The organism is Gordonia sp. UBA7860 (genome assembly GCF_002500165.1).
GTDB classification, from domain to species: domain Bacteria; phylum Actinomycetota; class Actinomycetes; order Mycobacteriales; family Mycobacteriaceae; genus Gordonia; species Gordonia sputi.
The window spans coordinates 20,094-41,344 of the sequence record NZ_DLSO01000027.1; the positions used below are offsets into that span (position 1 = coordinate 20,094).

The following is a 21,251-nucleotide window of genomic DNA, read 5'->3' on the forward strand; positions in this document are numbered from 1 at the left end:
CCCACCGCCGCAGCGTCCACGAGCTATGCCTCCGACACCCGTGGCGTCGGACCGGAGATCAGAGGGTTTCAAGCTGCTTTCGCCTACCCATTCCCGGAGGCCGCGCCCGCGGGCGCCAACGACTGGGCGTGTCGTCCGACGCCGCCCATCCTCGACCGGTTGTTTTGGTCCATGGCACCTGGGAGGGCGCGTTCAGCACGTTCGCCCGTCTGTCCCCTGCCCTCAAGCGCGCCGGATTCTGCGTCTTCACACAGAATTACGGCCGTGGCGGCATCGCGGAGGGCGGCGCACTGTCGGTGATTCCGGGGCTATACGGGACCGGCCCCGTCGAAGACTCGACTCAGCAGCTCGCACAGTTCGTGCAGCGCGTACGACAGACAACGGGAGCGAGCCAAGTCGACGCCATCGGCCATTCGCAGGGCGGCGTGCTCATCCGGCGTTACCTCAAGTACAAGGGCGGTGCCGATCCGGCCGACCCCGCGCACACCGTGATCGCGCACTTGGTGACACTCGGCGCCACCAATCACGGGACAACACTGAGTGGCCCGGGCGCGCTCGCCGCGGTACTGCGCGACGCAGGCGTCAACGTTCAACCATCCATCACAGCCATTGCGGGAAGCGCGGGGTACGAGCAGCTCGTCGGATCGTCGATGATCACCGAACTCAACCGTGGCGGTGAGACTTTCGCAGGTGTCGACTACACGGTGATCGGCACCCGCTTCGACCAGTTCTCGACTCCGTATTCCGCCACGTTCCTGACTGCCGGTCCCGGCGCGAGGGTCAACAACGTCCTGCTCCAGGATGGCTGTCCGGTCGACGTCTCGGGGCACTCCGTGATGACGTACTCACCGCGGGCGATCTCCCTGACGCTGCGCGCACTGGGAGTCTCGACGCCGCTCGTCTGCACCGTCCATCCGTGGAATCAGGACTGGGGGTTGACCGGATAGCCCGGTAGGTCGAAACCGACGCCCGTCGCCTTCTCCGCAGCTTCCCAGAGTGCGCGAGCGAGGCGGAGGTCGTCGGTTTCCTCCGGTGGCGCGACCACTACCGGCGCACCAGACAGTTCCAGGAATCCTCCCGGGCCGATGTACTGGCCGCCGAGCAATCCGGGATCAGTCGCGGCACGCACAGACGACAACGCGCCCTCGGAGGGGTCCATGATGAACGTGCGTCGAACCCACCGCAGGGTCGGTGTAGTGAACAGCCAGCTCAATATGCCCTGATCGCGCATCACGCCGCTATGGGTGGCACCTGGATGCGCCAGGACCGACGACGGCGCACCGTCGCCGAGCAACGCGAGCCGACGCTGCAGCGCAATAGCGAAGATCGCCTGCGCCAGTTTCGACCGCGAGTACGCGGCCGCGGCGCTGTAGCCGACGTCCATCGCGAGGTCGTCGGGGTCGAGTCGCCCCACCGACGACAACTTCGAGCACACCGACACGATGCGGGCGTTACGCGCTGAACGCAGCGGGCCGAGCAGCAGCCCGGTGAGCGCGAAGTGTCCGAGGAAGTTGGTGGCGAAGTCCATCTCCACGCCCTCTTTCGTCAGTTCACGCTCCGCGCGCATCACCCCGGCGTTGTTGACGAGAATGTCGATCGCCGGAAAACGCTCGACCAACTCGTCGGCAGCGCGGCGCACCGAAGCCAGCTCACTCAGGTCGACCTGGACGATCTCGACGTTGTGAGCGATGTGGTTGTCAGGAGCGATCGGGCCACCGGAACCGCCCTCCGCGACGATCGCATCCCGCGCGCATTCCGCGGCCTCGACGTTGCGGCACGCCAGTACGACCCTCGCTCCGAGACCTGCGAGGTGGCCCGCTGTCGCCAGACCAACGCCCGAATTCGCGCCCGTGACCACAGCGGTACGTCCGGACAGATCCGGCGCATCGGACAGCGACCACCGCGATTCACCCATCGCTGACTCCTCCCACGTCGGATATTCGTACGATCTCACACGCTCAGGCAAGGATCGGGCGCAGTCCCGCGGGCACAATGGACATGCGAACTCTTCGCCGAACCATGTGTCCGCCCGCCCCTGACCCGACACCCCCAACCCGACACCAATGCCGAGGACCTTGTCTCACGTGGCCACTCCCCGCACTGTGCCGTCGCCCCGCCGCGCCCTGACGATCGCCGCGCTGGCTTTCGCGTGCACGGTGGCTGCGGCGTGCTCGACGCCGTCGCACGAGTCGGTGGGTGCCTCGACTCCTTCTCCCTCAGGTGCCGTACCCGCGACCGCCAAGGTGTCGGCCGCTGTTCCCCGAGGCGCAGCAGCCAAGGACATAGACAATCAGGCGGCCGAGTCGAAGATCGCGCTGCATCGCTACTTCTACGCGGTATCGACCGGGCAGGCCGATCCTCGACAGAACTGGATGGACCTCTACCTTCCGCCTCGGCAGGGCAAGGTCCCGCTGGTCGTGCTCATCCACGGCGGGGCATGGCAGGCCAAGATCGGGGCGGGCACGTTCGCCACCTTCGCGCGACGCCTGGCCGAACGCGGACTGGCCGTGGTCAACGTCGAGTACCGCCGGGTCGGCAATGGCGGCGGCTGGCCGACGACCTTCGTCGACGTCGCGTCGGCAATGGACGCCATCCCCGACCTCGCGAAGGCCTATCCCCAGCTCAACCTCCGCAACGCCGTCGCCGTCGGACACTCGGCAGGTGCGCAGCTCGCGGTGTGGGCGAGTACGCGACAGGACCTGCGTCAAGGCGAGGTCGGCGCATCCCCGACGTTCCGTCCGACGACCGTCATCTCGCTGGCCGGCCCTCTCGACATGCGTCGAGCCGTCGCCATGGGCGACAAGCGCATCGTGCGCGTACTCGGCGGCACGCCTGCCCAGGTTCCCGACCGTTACGCGTCGGTCGACCCGATCCAGAATCTCGATCCGCAGACACCGGTCATCGCGATCGCCGGAACGTCGGATCATGTGGTGCCGCACGTGCTCTCGCAGGATTACGTCGCGGCGGATGCGAAGGCGGGTGGGCGCGCGCAGGCGATCATTATGCCGGGACAGACACACTCGTCGCTCGTGGATCCCAAGTCGAAGGCGTTCGCGCAGATACTCGAGCTGATCACACGCATCACCAACGACATCCACGCGAACGGCTCGTGACACGCGGGTCCCGCTAACGCCCCTGACCGCTCGCGGATCGGCGTCGGCCACCGCGTCGATACCGACGTCGTCGGAGTAAAATACTCTTCTGCCCGAGCCCGTGGCATGCAGTGTTCGTCGACGTATGTAGGGGTCAGAGTGCTTGACGAATCCCGTCAGAATGCAGGGGCGGACGACGCCCAGCACGTGGGTAGTTTCCGCTTCTTCTTCGAGAGCCAGACCTGGGAGTGGTCGGACGAGGTCGCACGGTTGCACGGCTACCGGCCCGGGGAGGTCACTCCGACGACCGCGCTGTTGGCCACGCACAAGCACCCCGACGATCGCGGTGCGTTCGAGACGATGGTGCGCGACATGCTCGTTCACCGCACACCGTTCTCGAGCAGGCATCGGATCGTCGACAAGGCGGGACGGACGCGACATGTCACTGTTGTCGCCCAGCCGATGCTCGACAGCGACGGGCGCGCCATCGGCACCGAGGGGTTCTATCTCGACATGACCGAGATGCACACCGAAGCGCTGCGCGAGGTCGACCGCCATATCGACCAGTTCCGGAAGACGCAGTCGGTGATCGAGCAGGCCAAGGGGATGATCATGCTCGTCTACAGCGTGAGCGACGACCGCGCGTTCGAGGTTCTGCGGTGGAGGTCGCAGACGTCGAACACCAAGCTCCACGTGATCTGCTCGAACATCGTCAGCGCGAGCAGCGGACTGACGATGTCCGGTCCGACCCGACAACAGTTCGATCAGCTCCTACTGTGTTCGCACTTACCGCTCGACGAGGTGGCCGACACGAACTGAGCTCGAATCGGCCATGTTTCAAAGCCGTTCGATGTGGGCACGCTGGAAGTGAAGGACCCGACACCGAAACGGAGGACTGATGCGAGCAGCGACCTGGCAGGGCCGACGAGACGTCCGCGTCGAAAACGTGCCCGACCCCGTCATCGAAGAACCGACCGACGCGATCATCAGGGTGACGTCGACCAACATCTGCGGTTCGGACCTGCATCTCTACGAAGTGCTCGGGGCATTCATGAACCCCGGCGACATCCTCGGCCACGAGCCGATGGGAATCGTGGAAGAGGTGGGTGCCGACGCGGGCGACCTGGCTGTCGGAGACCGCGTGGTCATCCCGTTCCAGATATCGTGCGGAACCTGCCACATGTGTTCGGATGAGCTGTACACGCAGTGTGAGACCACGCAGGTACGCGCGCAGCACATGGGAGCTGCACTGTTCGGGTATTCGGAGCTCTACGGCTCGGTACCCGGCGGGCAAGCCGAGTACCTGCGGGTGCCCCAGGCCCAGTTCACACACATCAAGGTGCCCGACGACGCCCCGGATTCTCGCTACGTCTACCTTTCGGATGTTCTCCCGACGGCCTGGCAGGCAGTGGAGTACGCGGACATCCCGTCCGGCGGGTCGGTGACCGTCCTCGGGCTCGGCCCGATCGGTGACATGGCGGCGCGCATCGCTGCCCATCGCGGAGCACGTGTCATCGGTGTCGATCTCGTGCCCGAGCGGCTCGCCAGGCTCGAGCAGCGCGGCATCGAGACCATCGATCTGCGAGCGGTCGACGATATCGGCGACGAGATCCGCGACCGTACCGACGGCAGAGGGACCGACGCGGTCATCGATGCAGTCGGCATGGAGGCACATGGCTCACCCGGGGCCCGATTCCTACAGCGGGCGGTGGGACTACTTCCCGACGCCGCCGCCAAGCCCGTCATGGAGCACGCGGGAGTCGATCGGCTCGCTGCCCTCTATTCGGGAATCGACATCGTTCGCCGCGGCGGAACGCTGTCATTGATCGGCGTGTACGGGGGCAGCGCCGATCCGCTACCCATGCTGACGATGTTCGACAAACAGATCCAGCTGCGGATGGGCCAGGCGAATGTGAAGAAGTGGGTCAACGACATCATGCCCCTCCTCGGAGACGACGACCCCCTCGGCGTCGATTCCTTTGCGACACATGAGCTTCCTCTCGACGACGCCGCGCACGGCTACGACATCTTCCAACGCAAGGCACAGGGCGCGGTCAAGATCGTGCTGAAGCCGTGAGCCGGCCGACGACCGTGGCTCCCTGCCGTGCTCTGCACGTCGAAGCGTCCGTCAGTTGTCGGTCTCGGAGAGTGATGTTCGCAGCGTCCCGAGAGCCTTCGTCAGTAGCCGGGAGACATGCATCTGGGAGATCCCGATCTCCGCGGCGATCTCGCTCTGCGACATCGACCTGACGAATCGTAACGAGAGGATGCGGCGCTCCCGCTCGGGCAGTCGCTCCAGCGCGGGCCCAAGCGTCACGGAGTCGTCGACGCGCGTCAGTTCGGGATCGTCGTGGCCGAGTCGATCCGCAAGCGGCGATGTCTGACCGGTTTCGGCGTCGATCGACACCGAGGCGTAGGCCGACCGCGCCAACAATCCGTCGATGACGTCGGAGACGGGCAGGTCGAGGAACTCGGCCAGTTCACTCGGACGCGGTGAGCGGCCGAGCCGCTGCACCAGGTCGTCGGCGGCTCTCGTGATGTCGAGCGAGGCGTCCTTGGCCCGCCGCGGCACCCTGATCGACCACATCACGTCACGGAAGTGCCGCTTCACCTCACCCATCATCGTCGGCACCGCGAAAGCCAGAAAACTCGTCCCCAGCGCGGGATCGAAACGGTCGACGGCGTTGAGAAGTCCCAGCCTAGCGACCTGGAGGAGGTCGTCGAAGCTCTCTCCACGATCGGCGAATCGGCGAGCGATGTGCTCGGCGAGAGGCAGACACCGCGAGACGACCTCGTCGCGGATCACCGCGCGCCGGACCGGGTCACGAAGCGCCCGCATCTCACCGAGCATGTCGACGACTTCGGAGTAGTCGTCCGGGTGATCACCCGACTCGACGGGCGGAGTAGGAGTCACCGAATCCTCTTCCCGATCACCCGTCTCGATCACCGACTTCTGGCACGTTCACTTTTCGGCTTTCCTTGAAGACCCGCACTCTGCACCGTACCGTCGGAAGAAGCGGTTCAGCCAACAGCTGCAGAGCGGGTATGCACCCGCGCCCCATGCAACCGAATGGACGGACACGCGCGTATGAGCTTGCACCACATTCAGCTCTCCCCACCGTCGACCCGATCGCGCGTGGTCACAGTGACGCCGACGCCCGAGATCATTCCGAGATATCCTGAAACTGTTGCCCTGCAACACTTTTCCAGCTCCATCGACGCCCGGAACATTGCTGATGTCGCCGCCGCACTCGATGCCGTTCTCGCGCAGGTCCCGGGGTGGGCGATCATCGACATGACCGCCGTGGACTTCGTGAACGTCTCCGGGGTGGCATTGCTCGCCCGCTTCTGCGAGGACGCGAAGCACGCAGGAATCGTCATCACGTGCGCCGCGAACAAAGGTGTATCCCGCGCCGTCGCGCTGTGCGCTTCTGCGATCCCCACCGATGAATTGTCGTGCGCGGCTCTCCTCGAGGCGCTCGACGTCGACGCCCCCGACGACAGAGTCGTCATGTGACTACCGACGACAGCGTCGTCATGTGAATACCGACGACAGCGTCGTCATCTGAGAACCGACGTGCACGGTCATTCGACAGTGCCGCGCTTGGAAATCCGCACCCGCACCTTTCGCCCGGCCGCTCCGTCGGGTCTGGCATGACGACCACCGACCAGCGGCTGCCGGGTCTCGTCGTCGGAGAGACTCACCGACCGCGCGTCGGTGAGTGTTTCGAGGACACGCCACCCGAATCCTGTTGTGTCTATGTCGAATCGCGGGTCGGCCACGGTCTCGAAGTCGCACACGAAGTCGGCTCCGTCGACGCCGATGGCCAGGTCAAGACGCGGTGCCCGATCGGACGCGCCCGCCATGAGCTGCGAGCAGACCTCGTCGACGGCGAGCTTCACGTCGACGACGTCGTCGAACACCCAGTCCGCGGCGAACAGCGCGTGCTCGACCACGGACCGGATGATCGGCAGATTGGTGGGTGTCGCGGGCACCGACAGCGTGATCGTGCCCTCGGCGATGCCGACGTGGTCGTCGATCGTCGCTCGTTCGTCGGCGATTCCGTGATCCCCCACGGTCGTCCTCTCGTCTCGTCGTCCTGCCGTCCGATGCCGTCGCGGCCCGACCGTCTGGGCTCGCCTCGTCTGGGCTCGCCTCGTCTGGGCTCGCCTCGTCTGGGCTCGCCTCCAGCCGACCGGCGCGGTGGCGCCACCGTCATACAGCGGCGTACCCACCCTCACCGCACATCAAACACCGTCGCGATGTTTGGTTTCCGGCCGCTCGGGTATTACGACCATTGTCACTCGATCCTGCAGAAAAGGTAGAGACGTATGAAGCCCGGTACCCCGGCGATTCCCACACCCATCACGGCGATCCCGACCCCGACGGCCGATCCCACCCTCACAGATCGGCTGACGGACAACCGCGATCTGACCGATGTGTATCGGCCACAGGAGGACACATGGCTGCTGATCGAGCAGTTGTGTCTCGGCGGTTTCGCGTCCGGTGCGCGAGTGGCGGATCTGTGTACCGGCAGCGGGGTGATCGCCTACCAGTGCGCGGCACTCGGCGCGCAGTCGGTGCTTGCCGTCGACAGTTGTGCAACGGCGGTTGACGCCGCGCGGGAACGGTGTGAGAAGGCCCCATGTGCGGTGACTGTGGAACACAGCGATGTCTCGGCGCTGGTCGGACGCGGTCGATTCGACCTGGTGACGTGCAATCCCCCGTATGTGCCCGCTCTACCGCTCGCCGGCGCCGACGTCCTCGATCCCGAGATGGCGCCCCGACATTCGTGGGACGCGGGGACCGACGGCCGCAGGGTGTTGAACACGCTGTGCGCGATCGCCCCTCATCTACTGGCTCCGGGTGGAACGTTGTTGGTGGTCCAGTCGGAGTTCGCGAACATCGACACCACGGTGGAGTCGCTGCGATTCAGCGGGTTGAACGTCGAGATCATCGCGACCAAGTCCATTCCGTTCGGGCCCGTGCTGCGACGGCAGAGCGCGTGGCTCGAGGCGCGCGCCCTACTCGAACCGGGACGTCGAACGGAGAAGCTCGCTGTCATCGCCGCACACCGCGCGGTGTCGCCGGACGGTGTACCGCGATGAGCGAGCGGTCGACGGGTGCGCGACGTGACGCCGTGCCCGTACGCGTCAGTCGCGGAGGGCCCGTGATGATCCCCGGGCCCGTCGACATCGAGCTCCCCGACGGCACACACGTGCAGTCCGACCGGTTCCTCGTCGCGGTGTGCGCCTGCGGTCGAAGCCGCACCTACCCACTGTGCGACACCAGTCATCGGCGACGTCGAGCGTCGCCCTCGACATAGCCGAATCCGAGGGCAACGGTTCAGCGCACGTTGCCGCCATCGACCCAGAGCCGTTTCAGCCCGGCGTCGAAGGCGTCTTCGACCAGCAGGAACCCGCGGATACCGAGAACCACATCCGGTTCGAGTTGCGGCTCCGCCGCGAGGAGATCGCCGACGACGTCCGTGCGCAGAACCTGTTCGTGCACGGCGTCGGCCTCCACGTGTTCTGAGTAGAAGTATTGGCACTCTGCGGGTGCGTCGAGGCTCCTCAGCCCCGCGAGTAGTCGCGCCGAACCCGGTGACGACGTGATCTCGGTTGCCGCCAGGTGCCCGACGGCAGCGGCCCGCAGCGCACGGTGCAGCCCGAACATCGACATGAGGTTCACCGGTGCGATCGCCCAGCCCGGGGCCCGATCCAGGTAGTGCAGATGGTCGGTGCACAATCCGGCGGCGTCCATCAGGTCGGCGAAGAGTTCCTGGTGCACAGCCTCGCCGCGACCACCGCCGAACTCGTCGAACTCCACCGCAACGAAGGCGGCCTTCGCCGTGCGACGCAGTCGGGGTATGGCCCACGCGTGGGGGTCGGCTTCCTTCAGGTGATAGACGGACCGCAACGCGAAGAGGTCCAGGAACCTGTTCCAGTCGGGCTCATCGCGAAGAAGGTAGGAGACGCCGTCGCCCTCGGGCGGAGTGATGCTGAGCGCGTCCATCTCGTCATTCGCGGTCAGACCACCGAGATCGCCGACGTCTCGCCGGACCGCGCCGAGGAACAACTGCTCGAGGTGGCGACGGAACGCCAGCACCGACACGTCCCATTCCCGGTCATCGTCGACGCCGTCGAAACCCGAGTAGTGCAGCTCGTACGCGACGTAGAGCGCCAACTGCAGGTCGTCACCGTACGGATCGATGTCCGGGCCCTCCCGCACAGTCGCCGACATCTCGGTTCCCTCGGCGAGTGCGGTGATGAGTTGTCCCGACAGCGGCCCACGCGGACGCGGCAGCCGCGCCCGCGTGGGGGTCCTGCCTGAGCCATCGAGCCCGCGGGCTGGGGCATCGAAGCCATGGACATGCTGTGCGGTATCGGTCACGTCGTCCTCCTGGCACTGGGCAGCGGCGTTCTGCCCTGCATAGCAGGCATACCCCGCGGCCGGGAGGATCAAACATCGCGAGCGCTACGCGGGTACCGCCCTGGAGCCGAAGCTTCCGACGGGCTCGAACCTGCCCAGTACGTCGTCGGCCGATTCACCGGACACCGCGGTGATGAAACCGAGGACATCGTCACGGTCGCCGAGGGTCAGGAGGGGGTTGGGATCGGAGAGCAGCCCGAAGAGTGCCGACGCGACGTCGGTGTTGACGGCCGCGGCCGGGAACGCCAACTCGAGATGGGTCGCGTAGTCGGGATCGCCGAGATAGAGCCGGGTCACCTCCACAGACGCGTGTCCTCTTCTCTCCCAATGTTTCTCGAACTCATCGGTCAACCATTGCGCCGTGAACTGCGCCGATGGATCGTCATCGATCCGCGCCTTGGCGGCCCGTACCAACTCGGCGACCTGGATCAGTGAGTTCTGTGCACCCTGGCCTGCGACGGGGTCGACGGCGATCGCGGTGTCGCCGATGGCCGCAACGACATGGTCGCTCTTCGTGGTGCCAACGGGCTTGCGGACGGTTGGGGTGACGCCACCCTTCAACCACGAGTACGGATCGGCGTCGATGACCTGGAGTTGGTGAATCGCAGGGGCGTCGGCGGGGAACCATTCGTCGAAGATGTCGACGATCGCCTGCCGCGCTGACGCGGAGTCGGTGACGTTGTCGATCAGGGGCGCCCACGCGCCGTCTGGCTTGGCGAAGACGATGAACGACCACGTCGCACCTGCGTCCTTGTGCAGGAAGGGACCGACGAAGATCTCGCCGTTTTCGCTGTCCAGGTTGAACAGCGACTGACGTCCGCCGTCGGCTGCGCGGTAGGCGAACGTGTCGGGCCCGTGGTCGAGCCCGGTCAGCGTGACCTGCAGCAGCCGACGTTGCGGCTCACGGTAGTGGGTGCGCTCGTCGTCGACGGGGAAGAACGAGGCGAGCCCGCCCTTGCCCGTGGCGACGAGGGTCAGGTCGTTGTCGGCCGCGATCTCGTCGAGACGGTCGGGGTCGACGGCCTCGACCTCGAAGCGGCCGCCGCGCTCGAGGAAACGACCGAGCCGGTCATCGGCGCGTAAGCGCAGGTCGACGGCCTGCGCGACGTATCCGTAGTCGGGGTTGAATTCGAGGACGTCGACGCGGTCGGTGCCCTCGCCCGAGGAGAGCCGAACGCTGATGCCGGTGGTGTTGCCCACCTCGTAGAGGTCGTCGATGATCTGTGCGTCCCAGTCGCGTGAGCTGCCGAACAGCACGCCGACGCCGGTCGGTGGGACCTTGTCTCGCAACGACTCTCGATCGCGGTCGCTGTAGAGAGTGACGTCGAATCCCGCGTCGAGGAAGCCGAGCGCAGCGCTCGTGCCGGTTACTCCCGCGCCGACGATCGCAACGGATCGACGTTTCTGGTCTGCCATGTGTGCTCCTTTGGGTCTGGACTTTTCGACGATGGACACAGCGTGCGCGATGCACTGTGGCGGGAAAAGACTTAGAAGCATGAAGGCGCAAACCTCCCGCGCCGACGGGGTCCGCAGACCGGGTCGTTCGCCGCGCTACCATCGCTGCCTGTGAGTTCCACGCTTTCCGACGCCGGGATCGCCGCCGGCACCCCGAACGAGGACGCCGCGACCGGCAACACCTCGGGGTACCGCCTCGACCTCGATGGTCTGCGGGGTATCGCGATCGCGCTGGTCGCGATCTTCCACGTGTGGTTCGGACGGGTGTCCGGCGGCGTCGACGTGTTCCTCACCCTGTCCGGCTACTTCTTCATCGCCTCATTGCTCAAGCACGTCATCGCGACCAACCCGCCGAACGTGTCGTGGCGACGGGCGGTGAATCCGTGGCCCCGCTTCTGGCGGCTGGTACGTCGCCTCTTGCCCGCGCTGCTCGTCGTACTGGCTGTCATCACCGCCCTGATCGCACTGATCATGCCCAGAACCCGTTGGGGCCCTTTGGGTTCGGAAATCCAGGCGAGTGCGCTCTATTACCAGAACTGGCACCTCGCGTTCGACTCACAGGACTACGCCGCCGCGGATTCGGCGAACAGTCCGATGCAGCATCTGTGGTCGATGTCGATGCAGGGCCAGTTCTTCGTGCTCACGCTCGTGTGCATGCTCGCGCTCGGCGGCGTCCTGAAGTTGCTCGCGCGTCGCACCTCGGTGTTCGGCGAGGCCCGCGTCATTCGTGGCATCGTCGGCGTCGCATTGCTGGCCGTCGCAGTCGTCTCGTTCGCCTGGGCGGTGTACCGCCACGGCGTCAATCAGCCGTTCAACTACTACGACACGGTCGCGAGGCTGTGGGAGCCGCTCGCAGGCGGGCTGTTGGCCGTCGCCATCCCTCAACGACTCACGCAGGTACATCGCAACCGACTGGCGGTGCCCGGTTGGCTGCGCGACGTCGTCGGTGTTGGGGCCCTCGCGCTCATCGTGAGCTGCGGCTGGTGGATCAGCGGGGTGTCGGAGTATCCGGGCGTCTGGACGTGGATTCCCGTCGGCGCAACGCTCGCGCTGATCTGGACGGGTTCACCCGCCGCCCGCGACGCGGCGTCGAACGACGCAGGACTGATCAGCCGAGCGCTCGCGCACCCGCGTCTGGTGTGGCTCGGTTCGGTGGCCTACGCGCTCTACCTGTGGCATTGGCCGCTGCTCATCTTCTACCTCGCGTGGCGCTTCCAGGACGACGTGAGCTGGTACGAGGGCACTGCGATTCTCGCCGTATCGCTGCTGCTCGCGTGGCTGACGACCCGGTACATCGAGGCTCCGCTGCGATCCGGACGGAACACCGGTTTCGGCCGCTCGTATCGTGTCGCGCTCACCGCCCTGCTCGTAATCGCGACGATCATCGCAGGCACGACGGCCGTCGTCTGGCAGCGGAACGCAGCGAACGCGACGGTCAACACCGACAACCTCGACCCCCGGCTCTACCCCGGTGCGCGCGCGTACCTCGACGGCGCGCCGACGCCCCGCGTCGACCCGCAGCCCACCCCGGAGGTCGTCGACAAGGACTGGCCGATCACCTCGTACGACTCGATGATCAGCGGCTGGAAGGACCCGACGATCAAGGTCGGCGTCTACGGCGATCCCGCCGCCACACGCACCGTCGCGCTGGTCGGCGGATCGCACGCGGAACAGTGGATCACCGCGCTCGACGCCGTCGGCAAGCAGCGCGGATTCCGGGTCACCACCTACCTGAAGGTCGGCTGCGCGTTGACCACCTCCCACGTCTTCACCTGGTTCGGGCAGAAGTACTACCAGTGCAACGACTGGTCACGACGTGTGATGGGCCGGTTGGCCGTCGACAAACCCGACGTCGTGTTCACCAACAGCACACGGCCCGTCGAGAACGGTCCCGGCGACACCGTTCCCAAGGACTACACCGACATCTTCACGCAGTTCCGTGACCGGGGACAGCGGGTCGTCGCGGTGCGCGACAACCCCTGGGCGCACGGCAAACTCAAGCCGCCGGAATGCCTCGCACAGGGCAAGAAACCGCAGGTCTGCGGCGTCGACCGGGATGTGGCGATGGCGGAGGCAGACCCCGCGCAGGCCATCGCATCGCAGTATCCGAACATGTCATTTCTCGACTACACCGACGCGATGTGCAGCCCGACCTACTGCCCGGCCGTCGTCGGCAACATCCTGGTCTGGCACGACTACCACCACCTGTCGGCGACGTTCGTGCGCAGCCTTATCCCCGCGGTCGACGCCGATCTGGGCCGTGCGCTGCGGTGGTGGTGATCTCGACAGGCTCGATCAGCATCGGCGGTGAGACTCGCTGACAGCTACGTCTCAGGGAGCGTCCAGACTGCACTGATAAGCTCATAGTCGATAACGGGAGGATCACGGCCCATCAACGCGATGGTGCCGCAACGTTGACGCAAGGGGCGGGCATCGAGGCTCGGGTACCCGGTCGACTGACGAGATCCGGCCACGAACACCGTCCACGAGAACTGTCAGGGGCTGAGTCTGAGTATGTCGACGACGTTGGTTTCGCGTGCAAACGAGTCGACGGCCGTCGCCGACGCCTCGGTTACGCGACCGACTCGCCGCCCCTATCTGCACCAGGTCGACCTGATCCGAACGGTGACGTTCTCACTGGTCATCTTCGTGCACTGCCTCACGCAGACCACCAACGAGTTCACCAGCATGCCGGTCAACACCACGTCGCTGCTGCTGCACTTCACGCGCAACACGTTCTTCGCACTCACCGGCTTTGTGCTGATGTACCAGAACTTCGACAAGCAAGACTTCAGTGCACCGACGTTCTGGAAGCGTCGAATCAAGCTGGTGATCTATCCGTACGTGATCTGGTCGGCCGTCTACTGGGTGGTCAACATGTGGCTGGCGGGCAAGCTCACCGAGATCCCGACGAGCCTGACCAACTTCTTCTACCAGCTCAGTTGGGGCCTCTCCGGGTTCCAGATGTACTTCCTGTTCGTGATGCTGCAGGTCTATCTGATCTTCCCGCTGGTGGTCTGGCTGCTGCGCGCAACCACCGGGCATCACCTGGCGCTACTGGGTGTCAGCCTGGTGCTGCAGTTCGTCGTCGCCGCGACCATCACGCATTGGAATCCGCCCGCGACCGTCGCGGCCCACTGGTGGCACAACTACGCCACGTTCGTCCCCTATCAGTTCTTCATCCTGTACGGCGCTGTCGCCGCGGTGCACCGCAAGCAGATCGGCGCATGGCTGCAGGGCAAGGGCTGGTGGTTGTTCGGCGCGCTGCTCGTGACCGCGGCGATCGCCGTCGGCTCGTACATCGGGGGCGTCTGGTTCGCGGGCAAACCGGTGCACGACAACAACTCCGCGTTCTACCCCGCCTTGGTTCCGTTCCTGGTCGTCGCGATGACCTGCCTGTACGCGGTTGCCCTGCACTGGGCCGAGAACCGACGTGAGTTCACCCCGCGGTTCGCGCGGGCCGTGAAGTACGCGTCCAATCGCTCGTTCCCGGTGTTCCTCGTCCATGTGCTGGTGCTGACGATGATCATGTACCCGCAGCGCAACGGCACGTCGTGGGTGCGTGACGCCATGGGTCAGCCGTGGTCGACCATCGTCGTCTACCTGGGCACACTGGCCGGGTCGCTGCTGCTCGTCGAGATTCTGCGCCGACTCCCCGGCGCGCTGTACCTGACCGGCCGCCCGCGGATTCCGTTCCGTAGCCCGCGCGCCGACTCCGCGCCGAGTGCACCTGCCGTCGTAGGGGCGTCGTCGTAGGGGCGTCGTCGTAGGGGTTTCGTAGACGCGGCTCGTTCTGGTGAACGCGGTCGGTACACCAGACGCGTCTGCCGAATCGGGCGGCGTTTGGCGGGCAGGCGCGGGCGTCAGAGAACACTGAGCAACGCTCGGGGTCGAGCGAGGAACGTCTCCCGAATGTGGTTGCGCGCCAACGTCCACCACGAGCACGGGCACTGCGCCTCGACGCCGAGCGCGTCGATCCCACGTGCACGACACAATGCGATGGCGCGCGAGACGTGAAAGTCCTGCGTGACGATCACCACCGCATTCGACGCCGCCTCGCCGATCACCTCGGGTAGCCGTCTGCAACTGCGTTCGGTGTCGTACCCGGCGGGGTCGTCGACGATCACTGACGCGGGCACGCCGTGCGCCTCGAGGTAGTCGCGCATCACGGCAGGCTCGTCGCCGGCATCCGCATCGCCGTTGCCGGAGACGACGACGCGCGCGACGGCGCCCGTCCGGTACAGCTCGAGCGCCGTGTCGAGGCGTCCCCGCACATACGAACCCGGCTCGCCGTCGGAGACCAGGGAGCCGAGGACGAGCAGGGTCGACCGGTTCGGGATGCGCTGCGCGTCGACGATTCGGCCCGACGACGCCACGAACACCCAGGTCGCAGCTATCGTAACGACGAGTTCGCCGACCACGAGGAGCACAAGCAACAATCGACCCGCAACGCTGCTGATCCGCGATCCGGTGTTCACCGCTCACACGCTAATCAACGGCGATCGGGGAGATCTGACGTGTGGTCCATGCGGCACGGTGGATACTGGTGTGATCAACCACTGATGCTCTGGTCGTTGTGACCATCATCAATCGTTGTGACCATCATCAATCGTTGTGACCACCGTCGTCGTCGAACAGAACCCAGGGGGCCTCATGTCATACATGCCCGTTACCGCGTCGATGTTTCTGCTGGCAGAGACCCGCGATCAACCGATCCACGTCGGCGGACTGCAACTGTTCATTCCTCGCGAGGGCCAGTCGTCCACCGAACTGGCCGAGGAGATCTTCGAGACGTTCTACTCCTGCACCGACGTGCATCCGCTGTTCCGCAAGCGGCCGGCGCAACCTGTCAGCCTCGTCGGGTCGTTGATGTGGTCGTTCGACGACGAGATCGACTTCGACTATCACGTCCGCCGTGCCGTCCTGCCCCGTCCCGGGCGCATCCGCGAACTGTTCCGCTATGTCTCGCTCCATCACGGCACACTGCTCGACCGGAACCGTCCGATGTGGGAGGTCCACGTCATCGACGGTCTTGAAGACGGTCGCGTCGCGCTGTACACCAGGATCCACCATTCGATCGTCGACGGCGTATCGGCTCTGCGGCTACTGGAACGAACACTGAGCGAAGACCCCGACGACCGGTCGGGTACCGCGCCGTGGAATCCGTCCTTGATGCGACGACGCCCCAAACCGACGGCGCCCGCCAAGGGATTGCTGTCGCGAATCGGCGACATCGCAGGCACCGCAACGGGACTCGCGGGTGAAGTCGTCGGACTGGGCGCGGCCGCGGCAAAGGTCGCATACACCGCATTCACCGATGACGCCTTCGTCCCGCCACTGCATGCCGCACCGAAGACAATTCTCGACGTCCCCATCGGCAGTGCCCGGCGGTTCGCCGCACAGCGGTGGGAGCTCACCCGTCTGCGCGCGATCGCCGACGAAATGGACATCACCATCAATGACGTCATGGTCGCGATGTGCTCGGGCGCGATGCGCGCCTACCTGATCGACCAGGACGCCCTTCCCGACGCACCACTCATCGCTGCGATGCCGGTCTCACTGCACACCGACAACGACGCCGACGGCAACAACATCACCGCGATCATGGTGAATCTCGCTACCGACCAGCCGGATCCGGAACGACGCCTGGCCACGATCATCGCGTCGACCCGCAAGAGCAAGGAAGTGGTGCGGAGCCTGTCTCCTGTGCAGTCAATGGCGTTGGGCGCGGCCAACTTTGCGCCACTGGCTCTCGCCACCGTGCCGGGATTCGTGCGGTACACGCCTCCGCAGTTCAACCTGATCATCAGCAACGTTCCCGGCCCGAAGACCGATATGTATTGGAACGGGGCCAAACTCGACGGTGTCTATCCGGCATCGATTCCGCTGGGCGGGCAGGCGATCAACATCACCGTCGCCACCACCGCCGACCACATCAACTTCGGGCTGACCGGCGCCCGCAAGGAGGTGCCCAGCCTGCAGCGGCTGCTCACCCACCTCGACACCTCGTTGGAGGAGTTGGAGAAGGTCGCGGACGTGGGCGCATGATCCCGACATCGGATTGATTGCAGTGCAACGTGTTTCAGCACGGGTGCACCGAGTCGGCATAGTCGAGCCACGTCGGCAGGCTGCTGACGAATGCGCTCCTGGTGTCGGGTGAACCGGCAGCACGCCAGTCAACGACATCTTTGATCTCGATCTCGTACTTGCGCCACTCGAACCAGTTGATCATCTTGAGCATCGGATAACGCGACGGTATGTCGGCGGCGAAGACCTGCCGCCACCACGTCGACTTCACCGCGAGCTCCGAGGCACCCCGAGCCGCACGCGACGGGGTGTAGATCGCGGCGGTCTCGACAATCGCCACCGGCTTGTGATGCTCCGTGCCGTAGATCCGATAGAAGTTCGGCACGGTGAGGTCGTGACCCGCGCTTCCGTTGTAGCGACCCTCCAGCATGGCGGCGAACTTTCCGGGTTCGCTTACGTCATTGTTGCCCCACGGACGGCGATTTCCCCAGTGGTACAACGAAATCCCCACCCAGTCGACCGCGTCGTCGCCCGGATAGTACGGCGCATATGCATCGTCGGATGCGGTGAGTTTCCCGTCACGATTGGTGTCGGTCAACCGGAAGCTGTCTGTTCCGATGCGCGCCATGTACTTTCCGCCTTCGAATGGATACCCGCCACCGTAATTCGGCGCCCACATCATCGCCGTCCCCGGCGCTTTGCGATGGACCATCTCGGCCACCCGACGGAATGTCTCGACGTATGCCCTGGGTTGCTGACCCCACGCGTACCAGGAACCGTTCATCTCGTGTGCGAATCGAAGTACGACGGGAACACCCGAATCGTTCAGCTTGCGCAAGTCGTCACCCAGACGACCGACGACACCCTCAGTGATCGCCGCCAATCCGGCATGAGGCTCCAGGGTCAGCACCATGATGCCGCGTTCGTCACGCACCTGCGCGGCGGCGGCGACAGTATGTGACCAGGTCTCGTTGTTGTACGGGATGTCGGAAAACTGCACAGCCACCGCGGGGGCGTGTCCAAGGTTGTCTTGATGTTCTCGGAGGCTTTCGGACTGCCAGTCGAGATTGACGCCGAACAGGACTCCCGAGGCCGGGACCGCCCGATGGAAGTCAGTGACAGCGCAGGGCGGTGTCGGCTTGGGCAGGTAGTGCGTGAACAGGGCACCCGCGGCCCCGACACCGATCACCATGGCGATGATCGGGATCAGTGCGGATGGGCGTCGCCGACGGCGCCGCGACCACCGCTCCGCGAAGCCCTGCTCCGCCAGGCCATCTGGAGGCGTTGTCTCGCTATCGATTGGCGGGCTGGTCATGTCATGCCACACTTTCCTCACCAGTGCTACCGAACGGAACGGACCTGTTGTGAGACCACGTACACGGACAGAGAATGTCGACGTCGCGCGTATCGCCATGCCGCTCGTCGCATTCATCCTGGTGCTCGCGCTCGGTGCTTGCAGCAACGGTGGCGACTCCACAGCTCCGCACCACATTCGTTGGGGCGCTTATCTTCCCGACTTGAAGGGGAGCGACGTCGACTCCGACGCCGGGGTGGTCGGGGTGACGACCCGTGCCGATCGTCCACTGGATCTGATCCTCACCTTCAGCGGACTCAGCGAGCCCGTACCGAACGCGGATCTGGCTAGAATCGCCGAGACAGGTGCTGTTCCGATCGTGAGCATCGAACCGTGGAACCCGTCGGGCGGTGTCAACCAATCGAACTACCGACTGTCGCGGATTGCCAACGGCGCGTTCGATTCCGACCTTCGACGGTGGGCGAGGGGCCTGAAGGATTTCGGTCGGCCGGTGATCGTCCGGTTCGCCCACGAAATGAACGGCGACTGGTACCCGTGGGGTATGCACGTGAACGGCAACACTCCACAGTCCTACATCGACGCCTGGCGTCACGTCCGATCGATCCTGACTTCGATTGATCCGCACAATATCTCGATGGTTTGGGCGCCGATGGCTGCGATTTCGGGCATCCCTGGGTTCGACGCCGTCTACCCCGGCGACGGCGAGGTCGACTACCTGGGGATCGATGGCTACAACTGGGGCAACGATGGAAAACACGGTTGGGCCTCACCGGAATTCATCTTCTCGGATGCATTTGTCAGCCTCCGCCGACTCGGCGCCAAGCCCATCCTGGTCACCGAGGTGGCATCCGCCGAAGACACAGATCCAGCACGAAAAGCCACATGGATCCACGATTTTGTCTCGCTCGTCAGTCGCGAGCCAAACGTCGACGGCTTCGTATGGTTCCAGGCGAACAAGGAGCGAGACTGGCGCTTCAATTCGACCCCACAGAGCGAGGACGCATTTCGGTCCGCATTGGACGCGGTCCCCGCGACCTAGCGTCGAGTACGCGCCGTTCACGGATCAGCGCCGCGTTTCTATCCGGGTAGAGCACTAGTATTTCGCCCAACCCGAGTGCGTCGAGCGCGTCGGCGACAGCGGGCGAATGCCCGAAGATCCGCAGATCCGCGCGGTGCCTCCGTGCCGACCGAACCGCATTCATGAGATCAGCCATACCCGACGGCGTCACACGGGAGACACCGCTGACGTCGACGAGCACCAGCGTGACACCGTCCGCACACAGCTGGCCCACATCGTTGTGGACGCTCGAGGACACGTCCCACACAACGATCACGGCGACATCGGCGATGTCGGATGAACCCGTCGTGGCATCCACCCCGGCGGACTGATCGGACCGAGCCGCGTCATCCGCGCCGTTGTTCGTCACCATCTCAAATGACTCAGGGAGCGTTGCCTCCAGACCGCTGTTGGTCGATTCCGACGCATCCTGCACCTCGCGAGTGGCCGAGAAGAGGCGCCTACGACGTGCGAATCGCGCACTGCGCGTCACTGTTTGGATTCGCCCCTGATCGCGGTCAGCCGCTGCGGCACGGTCGGTGTAGAGGACCATGACCCTATTGAGATCGAGTGCGTCGAGTGCATCCAGTATCGCCACCGATGTTCCGTAGATACGCAAATCGGCCTGTCGCGACCGTGCCCAACGTACAGCGTGCATGAGTTCGGCCATCCCGGACGGTGTCACCGTGGTGACCTTGCCGACGTCGACCAGCACCAGACGGGCGCCGCCCGCACATGCGCGGGCAACGTCGTCACCCAGACGCGACTTCACGTCGAGCCGGCCAGACACCCGGACATCGGCGGTTTGATCGGCGAACTCTGCGAATGCTTCGTGGGCCAGTGACATGTTTTTCTCCAGGATTCAGGGGGCTGGGAGGCCGTCAGTCAGGTGGAACGTTGTGACGCAGGGCTTTTGGTCAACACAGAACCATCGACACACTGGTCGATCGGGTCGGTGGGCGTCGGGCGATAGTGGGCGGCACGGACCACGGACGAAAGTAGGAGGAGATCCAGTCCGACCCATCCGAGCGACAGGAAGGTCGGGAATGTCTCGGCGTCGCCGTGGCTCCAGCGCAGGATGCCGACGACAGACGACGCGACGAGTGCACACATGGCGACGACCTGCGGGATGATCGGTCGGTAGTCGATCCGGGCGTCGACCTGCTCCTTCGAGGTCACCGAGAAGGAGATGTGGCGTCGGAAGAAGACCGCCGCGGCGGCCGAGAGGGTGGCCGATATCCAGATCGGGAACAGTGCGAACGACATCTGCTGCCCACGCCACAGGCCACCGGACCGGTACCCGGCCACTTGGAACAGCAACTGACAGCAGACGAAGAAGGGGATGAACCTGGCGAAGAAGTCCAAGGGGTAGGCGTTCATGGGGAACACACCGAGCGTGAAGTAAATGATCGGCGCGGCGATGTAGACCACCGCCGCAAAACCGTTGAGGTACGAGGTCATGGTGGCCAGGTACATCAACCGCTGCGCGAGCGTCAGCCCGGATTGGAAGAGTGGGTTGTCGGCGAAGAAGACCTGCATCGACCCGGTGGCCCATCGCTGACGCTGGCCGAGCATTGTCGCGAGGTCGTCGGGTGCGAGACCTTCCACCAAGACCTCGTGGTGGTAGACGCTCTCCCAGCCCATGGCGTGCAGGTGCATCGCGGTCGCCATGTCCTCGGTCACCGTGGCGGTGTTGATCGGCTGGATCGCCAATGCCTGGTCGATTCGGGACACTTCCACCGAGTACATTGTCTTGTGCAGTTCGTCGACGACCTCTTCCGGTACCCACGGGGGTGAATCAAGGATGTCGTGAATACCGGCACGCAGCTCGAAGGCGACCTCGCCGACCGGGGCGCCACGCCGCAAACTGCG

General features: G+C 65.1%; 20 protein-coding genes. 11 read left to right on the top strand and 9 right to left on the bottom strand.

The annotated features are described in order from the left end of the window. Positions 1–128: 128 nt before the first annotated feature. The gene (locus tag B3T59_RS03935; RefSeq protein WP_251722693.1) at positions 129–947 is read left to right on the top strand and encodes an esterase/lipase family protein; all 819 of its coding nucleotides are present in this window, start codon (positions 129–131) and stop codon (positions 945–947) included. On the opposite strand, the gene B3T59_RS03940 is transcribed toward B3T59_RS03935, so the two are convergent. Then, positions 923–1,915, bottom strand: a complete 993-nt coding sequence (locus tag B3T59_RS03940) for an oxidoreductase (RefSeq protein WP_287001540.1) — start codon at positions 1,913–1,915, stop codon at positions 923–925. The two genes, B3T59_RS03935 and B3T59_RS03940, sit on opposite strands and share 25 nt — an antisense overlap. Before the next feature lie 169 nt (positions 1,916–2,084). Between B3T59_RS03940 and B3T59_RS03945 the strand changes: the two genes are divergently transcribed. The 3 genes from B3T59_RS03945 (at position 2,085) to B3T59_RS03955 (ending at position 5,169) form a co-directional block, all read left to right on the top strand. Next, positions 2,085–3,113 (top strand): alpha/beta hydrolase family protein, encoded by a 1,029-nt coding sequence (locus B3T59_RS03945; protein ID WP_287001541.1) that lies wholly within the window; start codon positions 2,085–2,087, stop codon positions 3,111–3,113. A 138-nt stretch (positions 3,114–3,251) separates the two neighbouring features. Continuing rightward, positions 3,252–3,911 (top strand): PAS and ANTAR domain-containing protein, encoded by a 660-nt coding sequence (locus tag B3T59_RS03950; RefSeq protein WP_287001542.1) that lies wholly within the window; start codon positions 3,252–3,254, stop codon positions 3,909–3,911. A gap of 79 nt (positions 3,912–3,990) precedes the next feature. Then, entirely contained in the window at positions 3,991–5,169 is a 1,179-nt protein-coding gene (locus B3T59_RS03955) for a zinc-dependent alcohol dehydrogenase (RefSeq protein WP_251722689.1), read from the top strand. Positions 5,170–5,220: 51 nt separating this feature from the next. Here the strand turns inward: B3T59_RS03955 and B3T59_RS03960 are convergent, their stop codons facing one another. Next, positions 5,221–5,943: a SigB/SigF/SigG family RNA polymerase sigma factor gene (locus B3T59_RS03960; protein ID WP_285897599.1), complete on the bottom strand. Its 723-nt coding sequence runs from the start codon at positions 5,941–5,943 to the stop codon at positions 5,221–5,223. Between the two features lie 237 nt (positions 5,944–6,180). Here B3T59_RS03960 and B3T59_RS03965 point away from each other — a divergent pair, with 237 nt between their 5' ends. Then, positions 6,181–6,609, top strand: coding sequence for an STAS domain-containing protein (locus tag B3T59_RS03965; protein ID WP_287001543.1), 429 nt, complete (start codon positions 6,181–6,183; stop codon positions 6,607–6,609). 68 nt (positions 6,610–6,677) lie between these two features. Here B3T59_RS03965 and B3T59_RS03970 read toward each other — a convergent pair whose 3' ends face one another. Beyond that, positions 6,678–7,169: an anti-sigma factor gene (locus B3T59_RS03970; protein WP_287001544.1), complete on the bottom strand. Its 492-nt coding sequence runs from the start codon at positions 7,167–7,169 to the stop codon at positions 6,678–6,680. 255 nt (positions 7,170–7,424) lie between these two features. On the opposite strand from B3T59_RS03970, the gene B3T59_RS03975 reads away from it, so the two are divergent. Continuing rightward, complete coding sequence (locus B3T59_RS03975) at positions 7,425–8,201, top strand: methyltransferase (protein ID WP_287001545.1); 777 nt, start codon at positions 7,425–7,427, stop codon at positions 8,199–8,201. Next, positions 8,198–8,419, top strand: coding sequence for a CDGSH iron-sulfur domain-containing protein (locus B3T59_RS03980; RefSeq protein ID WP_287001546.1), 222 nt, complete (start codon positions 8,198–8,200; stop codon positions 8,417–8,419). Before B3T59_RS03975 ends, B3T59_RS03980 begins: the two co-directional genes overlap by 4 nt. Positions 8,420–8,439: 20 nt before the next feature. On the opposite strand, the gene B3T59_RS03985 is transcribed toward B3T59_RS03980, so the two are convergent. After that, positions 8,440–9,486: an iron-containing redox enzyme family protein gene (locus tag B3T59_RS03985; protein ID WP_287001548.1), complete on the bottom strand. Its 1,047-nt coding sequence runs from the start codon at positions 9,484–9,486 to the stop codon at positions 8,440–8,442. Between the two features lie 84 nt (positions 9,487–9,570). Beyond that, positions 9,571–10,941 carry a styrene monooxygenase/indole monooxygenase family protein gene (locus B3T59_RS03990; protein ID WP_251722682.1) on the bottom strand — a complete coding sequence of 457 codons (1,371 nt, stop codon included), beginning with the start codon at positions 10,939–10,941 and terminating at the stop codon, positions 9,571–9,573. Between the two features lie 150 nt (positions 10,942–11,091). Between B3T59_RS03990 and B3T59_RS03995 the strand changes: the two genes are divergently transcribed. Continuing rightward, positions 11,092–13,260 (top strand): acyltransferase family protein, encoded by a 2,169-nt coding sequence (locus B3T59_RS03995; RefSeq protein WP_287001549.1) that lies wholly within the window; start codon positions 11,092–11,094, stop codon positions 13,258–13,260. Positions 13,261–13,494: 234 nt separating this feature from the next. Beyond that, positions 13,495–14,736, top strand: coding sequence for an acyltransferase (locus B3T59_RS04000; protein ID WP_287001550.1), 1,242 nt, complete (start codon positions 13,495–13,497; stop codon positions 14,734–14,736). Positions 14,737–14,843: 107 nt separating this feature from the next. On the opposite strand, the gene B3T59_RS04005 is transcribed toward B3T59_RS04000, so the two are convergent. After that, complete coding sequence (locus B3T59_RS04005; RefSeq protein ID WP_251722795.1) at positions 14,844–15,416, bottom strand: SanA/YdcF family protein; 573 nt, start codon at positions 15,414–15,416, stop codon at positions 14,844–14,846. 217 nt (positions 15,417–15,633) lie between these two features. On the opposite strand from B3T59_RS04005, the gene B3T59_RS04010 reads away from it, so the two are divergent. Continuing rightward, positions 15,634–17,028 (top strand): WS/DGAT/MGAT family O-acyltransferase, encoded by a 1,395-nt coding sequence (locus tag B3T59_RS04010; protein ID WP_064861595.1) that lies wholly within the window; start codon positions 15,634–15,636, stop codon positions 17,026–17,028. Positions 17,029–17,062: 34 nt separating this feature from the next. On the opposite strand, the gene B3T59_RS04015 is transcribed toward B3T59_RS04010, so the two are convergent. Next, on the bottom strand, positions 17,063–18,322 hold the full coding sequence (locus tag B3T59_RS04015) for a glycoside hydrolase family 26 protein (RefSeq protein WP_231894922.1): 1,260 nt from the start codon (positions 18,320–18,322) through the stop codon (positions 17,063–17,065). Positions 18,323–18,371: 49 nt separating this feature from the next. Between B3T59_RS04015 and B3T59_RS04020 the strand changes: the two genes are divergently transcribed. After that, positions 18,372–19,361 (top strand): glycoside hydrolase family 26 protein, encoded by a 990-nt coding sequence (locus B3T59_RS04020; RefSeq protein ID WP_251721793.1) that lies wholly within the window; start codon positions 18,372–18,374, stop codon positions 19,359–19,361. Here the strand turns inward: B3T59_RS04020 and B3T59_RS04025 are convergent. Both B3T59_RS04025 and B3T59_RS04030 read right to left on the bottom strand, forming a co-directional pair. Then, positions 19,297–20,226 carry an STAS domain-containing protein gene (locus B3T59_RS04025; protein ID WP_251721792.1) on the bottom strand — a complete coding sequence of 310 codons (930 nt, stop codon included), beginning with the start codon at positions 20,224–20,226 and terminating at the stop codon, positions 19,297–19,299. The two genes, B3T59_RS04020 and B3T59_RS04025, sit on opposite strands and share 65 nt — an antisense overlap. Positions 20,227–20,264: 38 nt before the next feature. Continuing rightward, on the bottom strand, positions 20,265–21,251 hold a 987-nt coding region (locus B3T59_RS04030), incomplete at its 5' end, for a glycosyltransferase family 2 protein (RefSeq protein WP_287001551.1).

What these genes read in the sequence shown, in the direction of transcription:
- B3T59_RS04025 (WP_251721792.1), bottom strand. Translation starts at nt 20,226, where the DNA reads ATGTCACTGGCCCACGAAGCATTCGCAGAGTTCGCCGATCAAACCGCC.
- B3T59_RS04015 (WP_231894922.1), bottom strand. Translation starts at nt 18,322, where the DNA reads ATGACCAGCCCGCCAATCGATAGCGAGACAACGCCTCCAGATGGCCTG.
- B3T59_RS03975 (WP_287001545.1), top strand. Translation starts at nt 7,425, where the DNA reads ATGAAGCCCGGTACCCCGGCGATTCCCACACCCATCACGGCGATCCCG.
- B3T59_RS03955 (WP_251722689.1), top strand. Translation starts at nt 3,991, where the DNA reads ATGCGAGCAGCGACCTGGCAGGGCCGACGAGACGTCCGCGTCGAAAAC.
- B3T59_RS03990 (WP_251722682.1), bottom strand. Translation starts at nt 10,941, where the DNA reads ATGGCAGACCAGAAACGTCGATCCGTTGCGATCGTCGGCGCGGGAGTA.
- B3T59_RS03980 (WP_287001546.1), top strand. Translation starts at nt 8,198, where the DNA reads ATGAGCGAGCGGTCGACGGGTGCGCGACGTGACGCCGTGCCCGTACGC.
- B3T59_RS03965 (WP_287001543.1), top strand. Translation starts at nt 6,181, where the DNA reads ATGAGCTTGCACCACATTCAGCTCTCCCCACCGTCGACCCGATCGCGC.
- B3T59_RS03940 (WP_287001540.1), bottom strand. Translation starts at nt 1,915, where the DNA reads ATGGGTGAATCGCGGTGGTCGCTGTCCGATGCGCCGGATCTGTCCGGA.
- B3T59_RS03960 (WP_285897599.1), bottom strand. Translation starts at nt 5,943, where the DNA reads ATGCTCGGTGAGATGCGGGCGCTTCGTGACCCGGTCCGGCGCGCGGTG.
- B3T59_RS04010 (WP_064861595.1), top strand. Translation starts at nt 15,634, where the DNA reads ATGTCATACATGCCCGTTACCGCGTCGATGTTTCTGCTGGCAGAGACC.
- B3T59_RS04000 (WP_287001550.1), top strand. Translation starts at nt 13,495, where the DNA reads ATGTCGACGACGTTGGTTTCGCGTGCAAACGAGTCGACGGCCGTCGCC.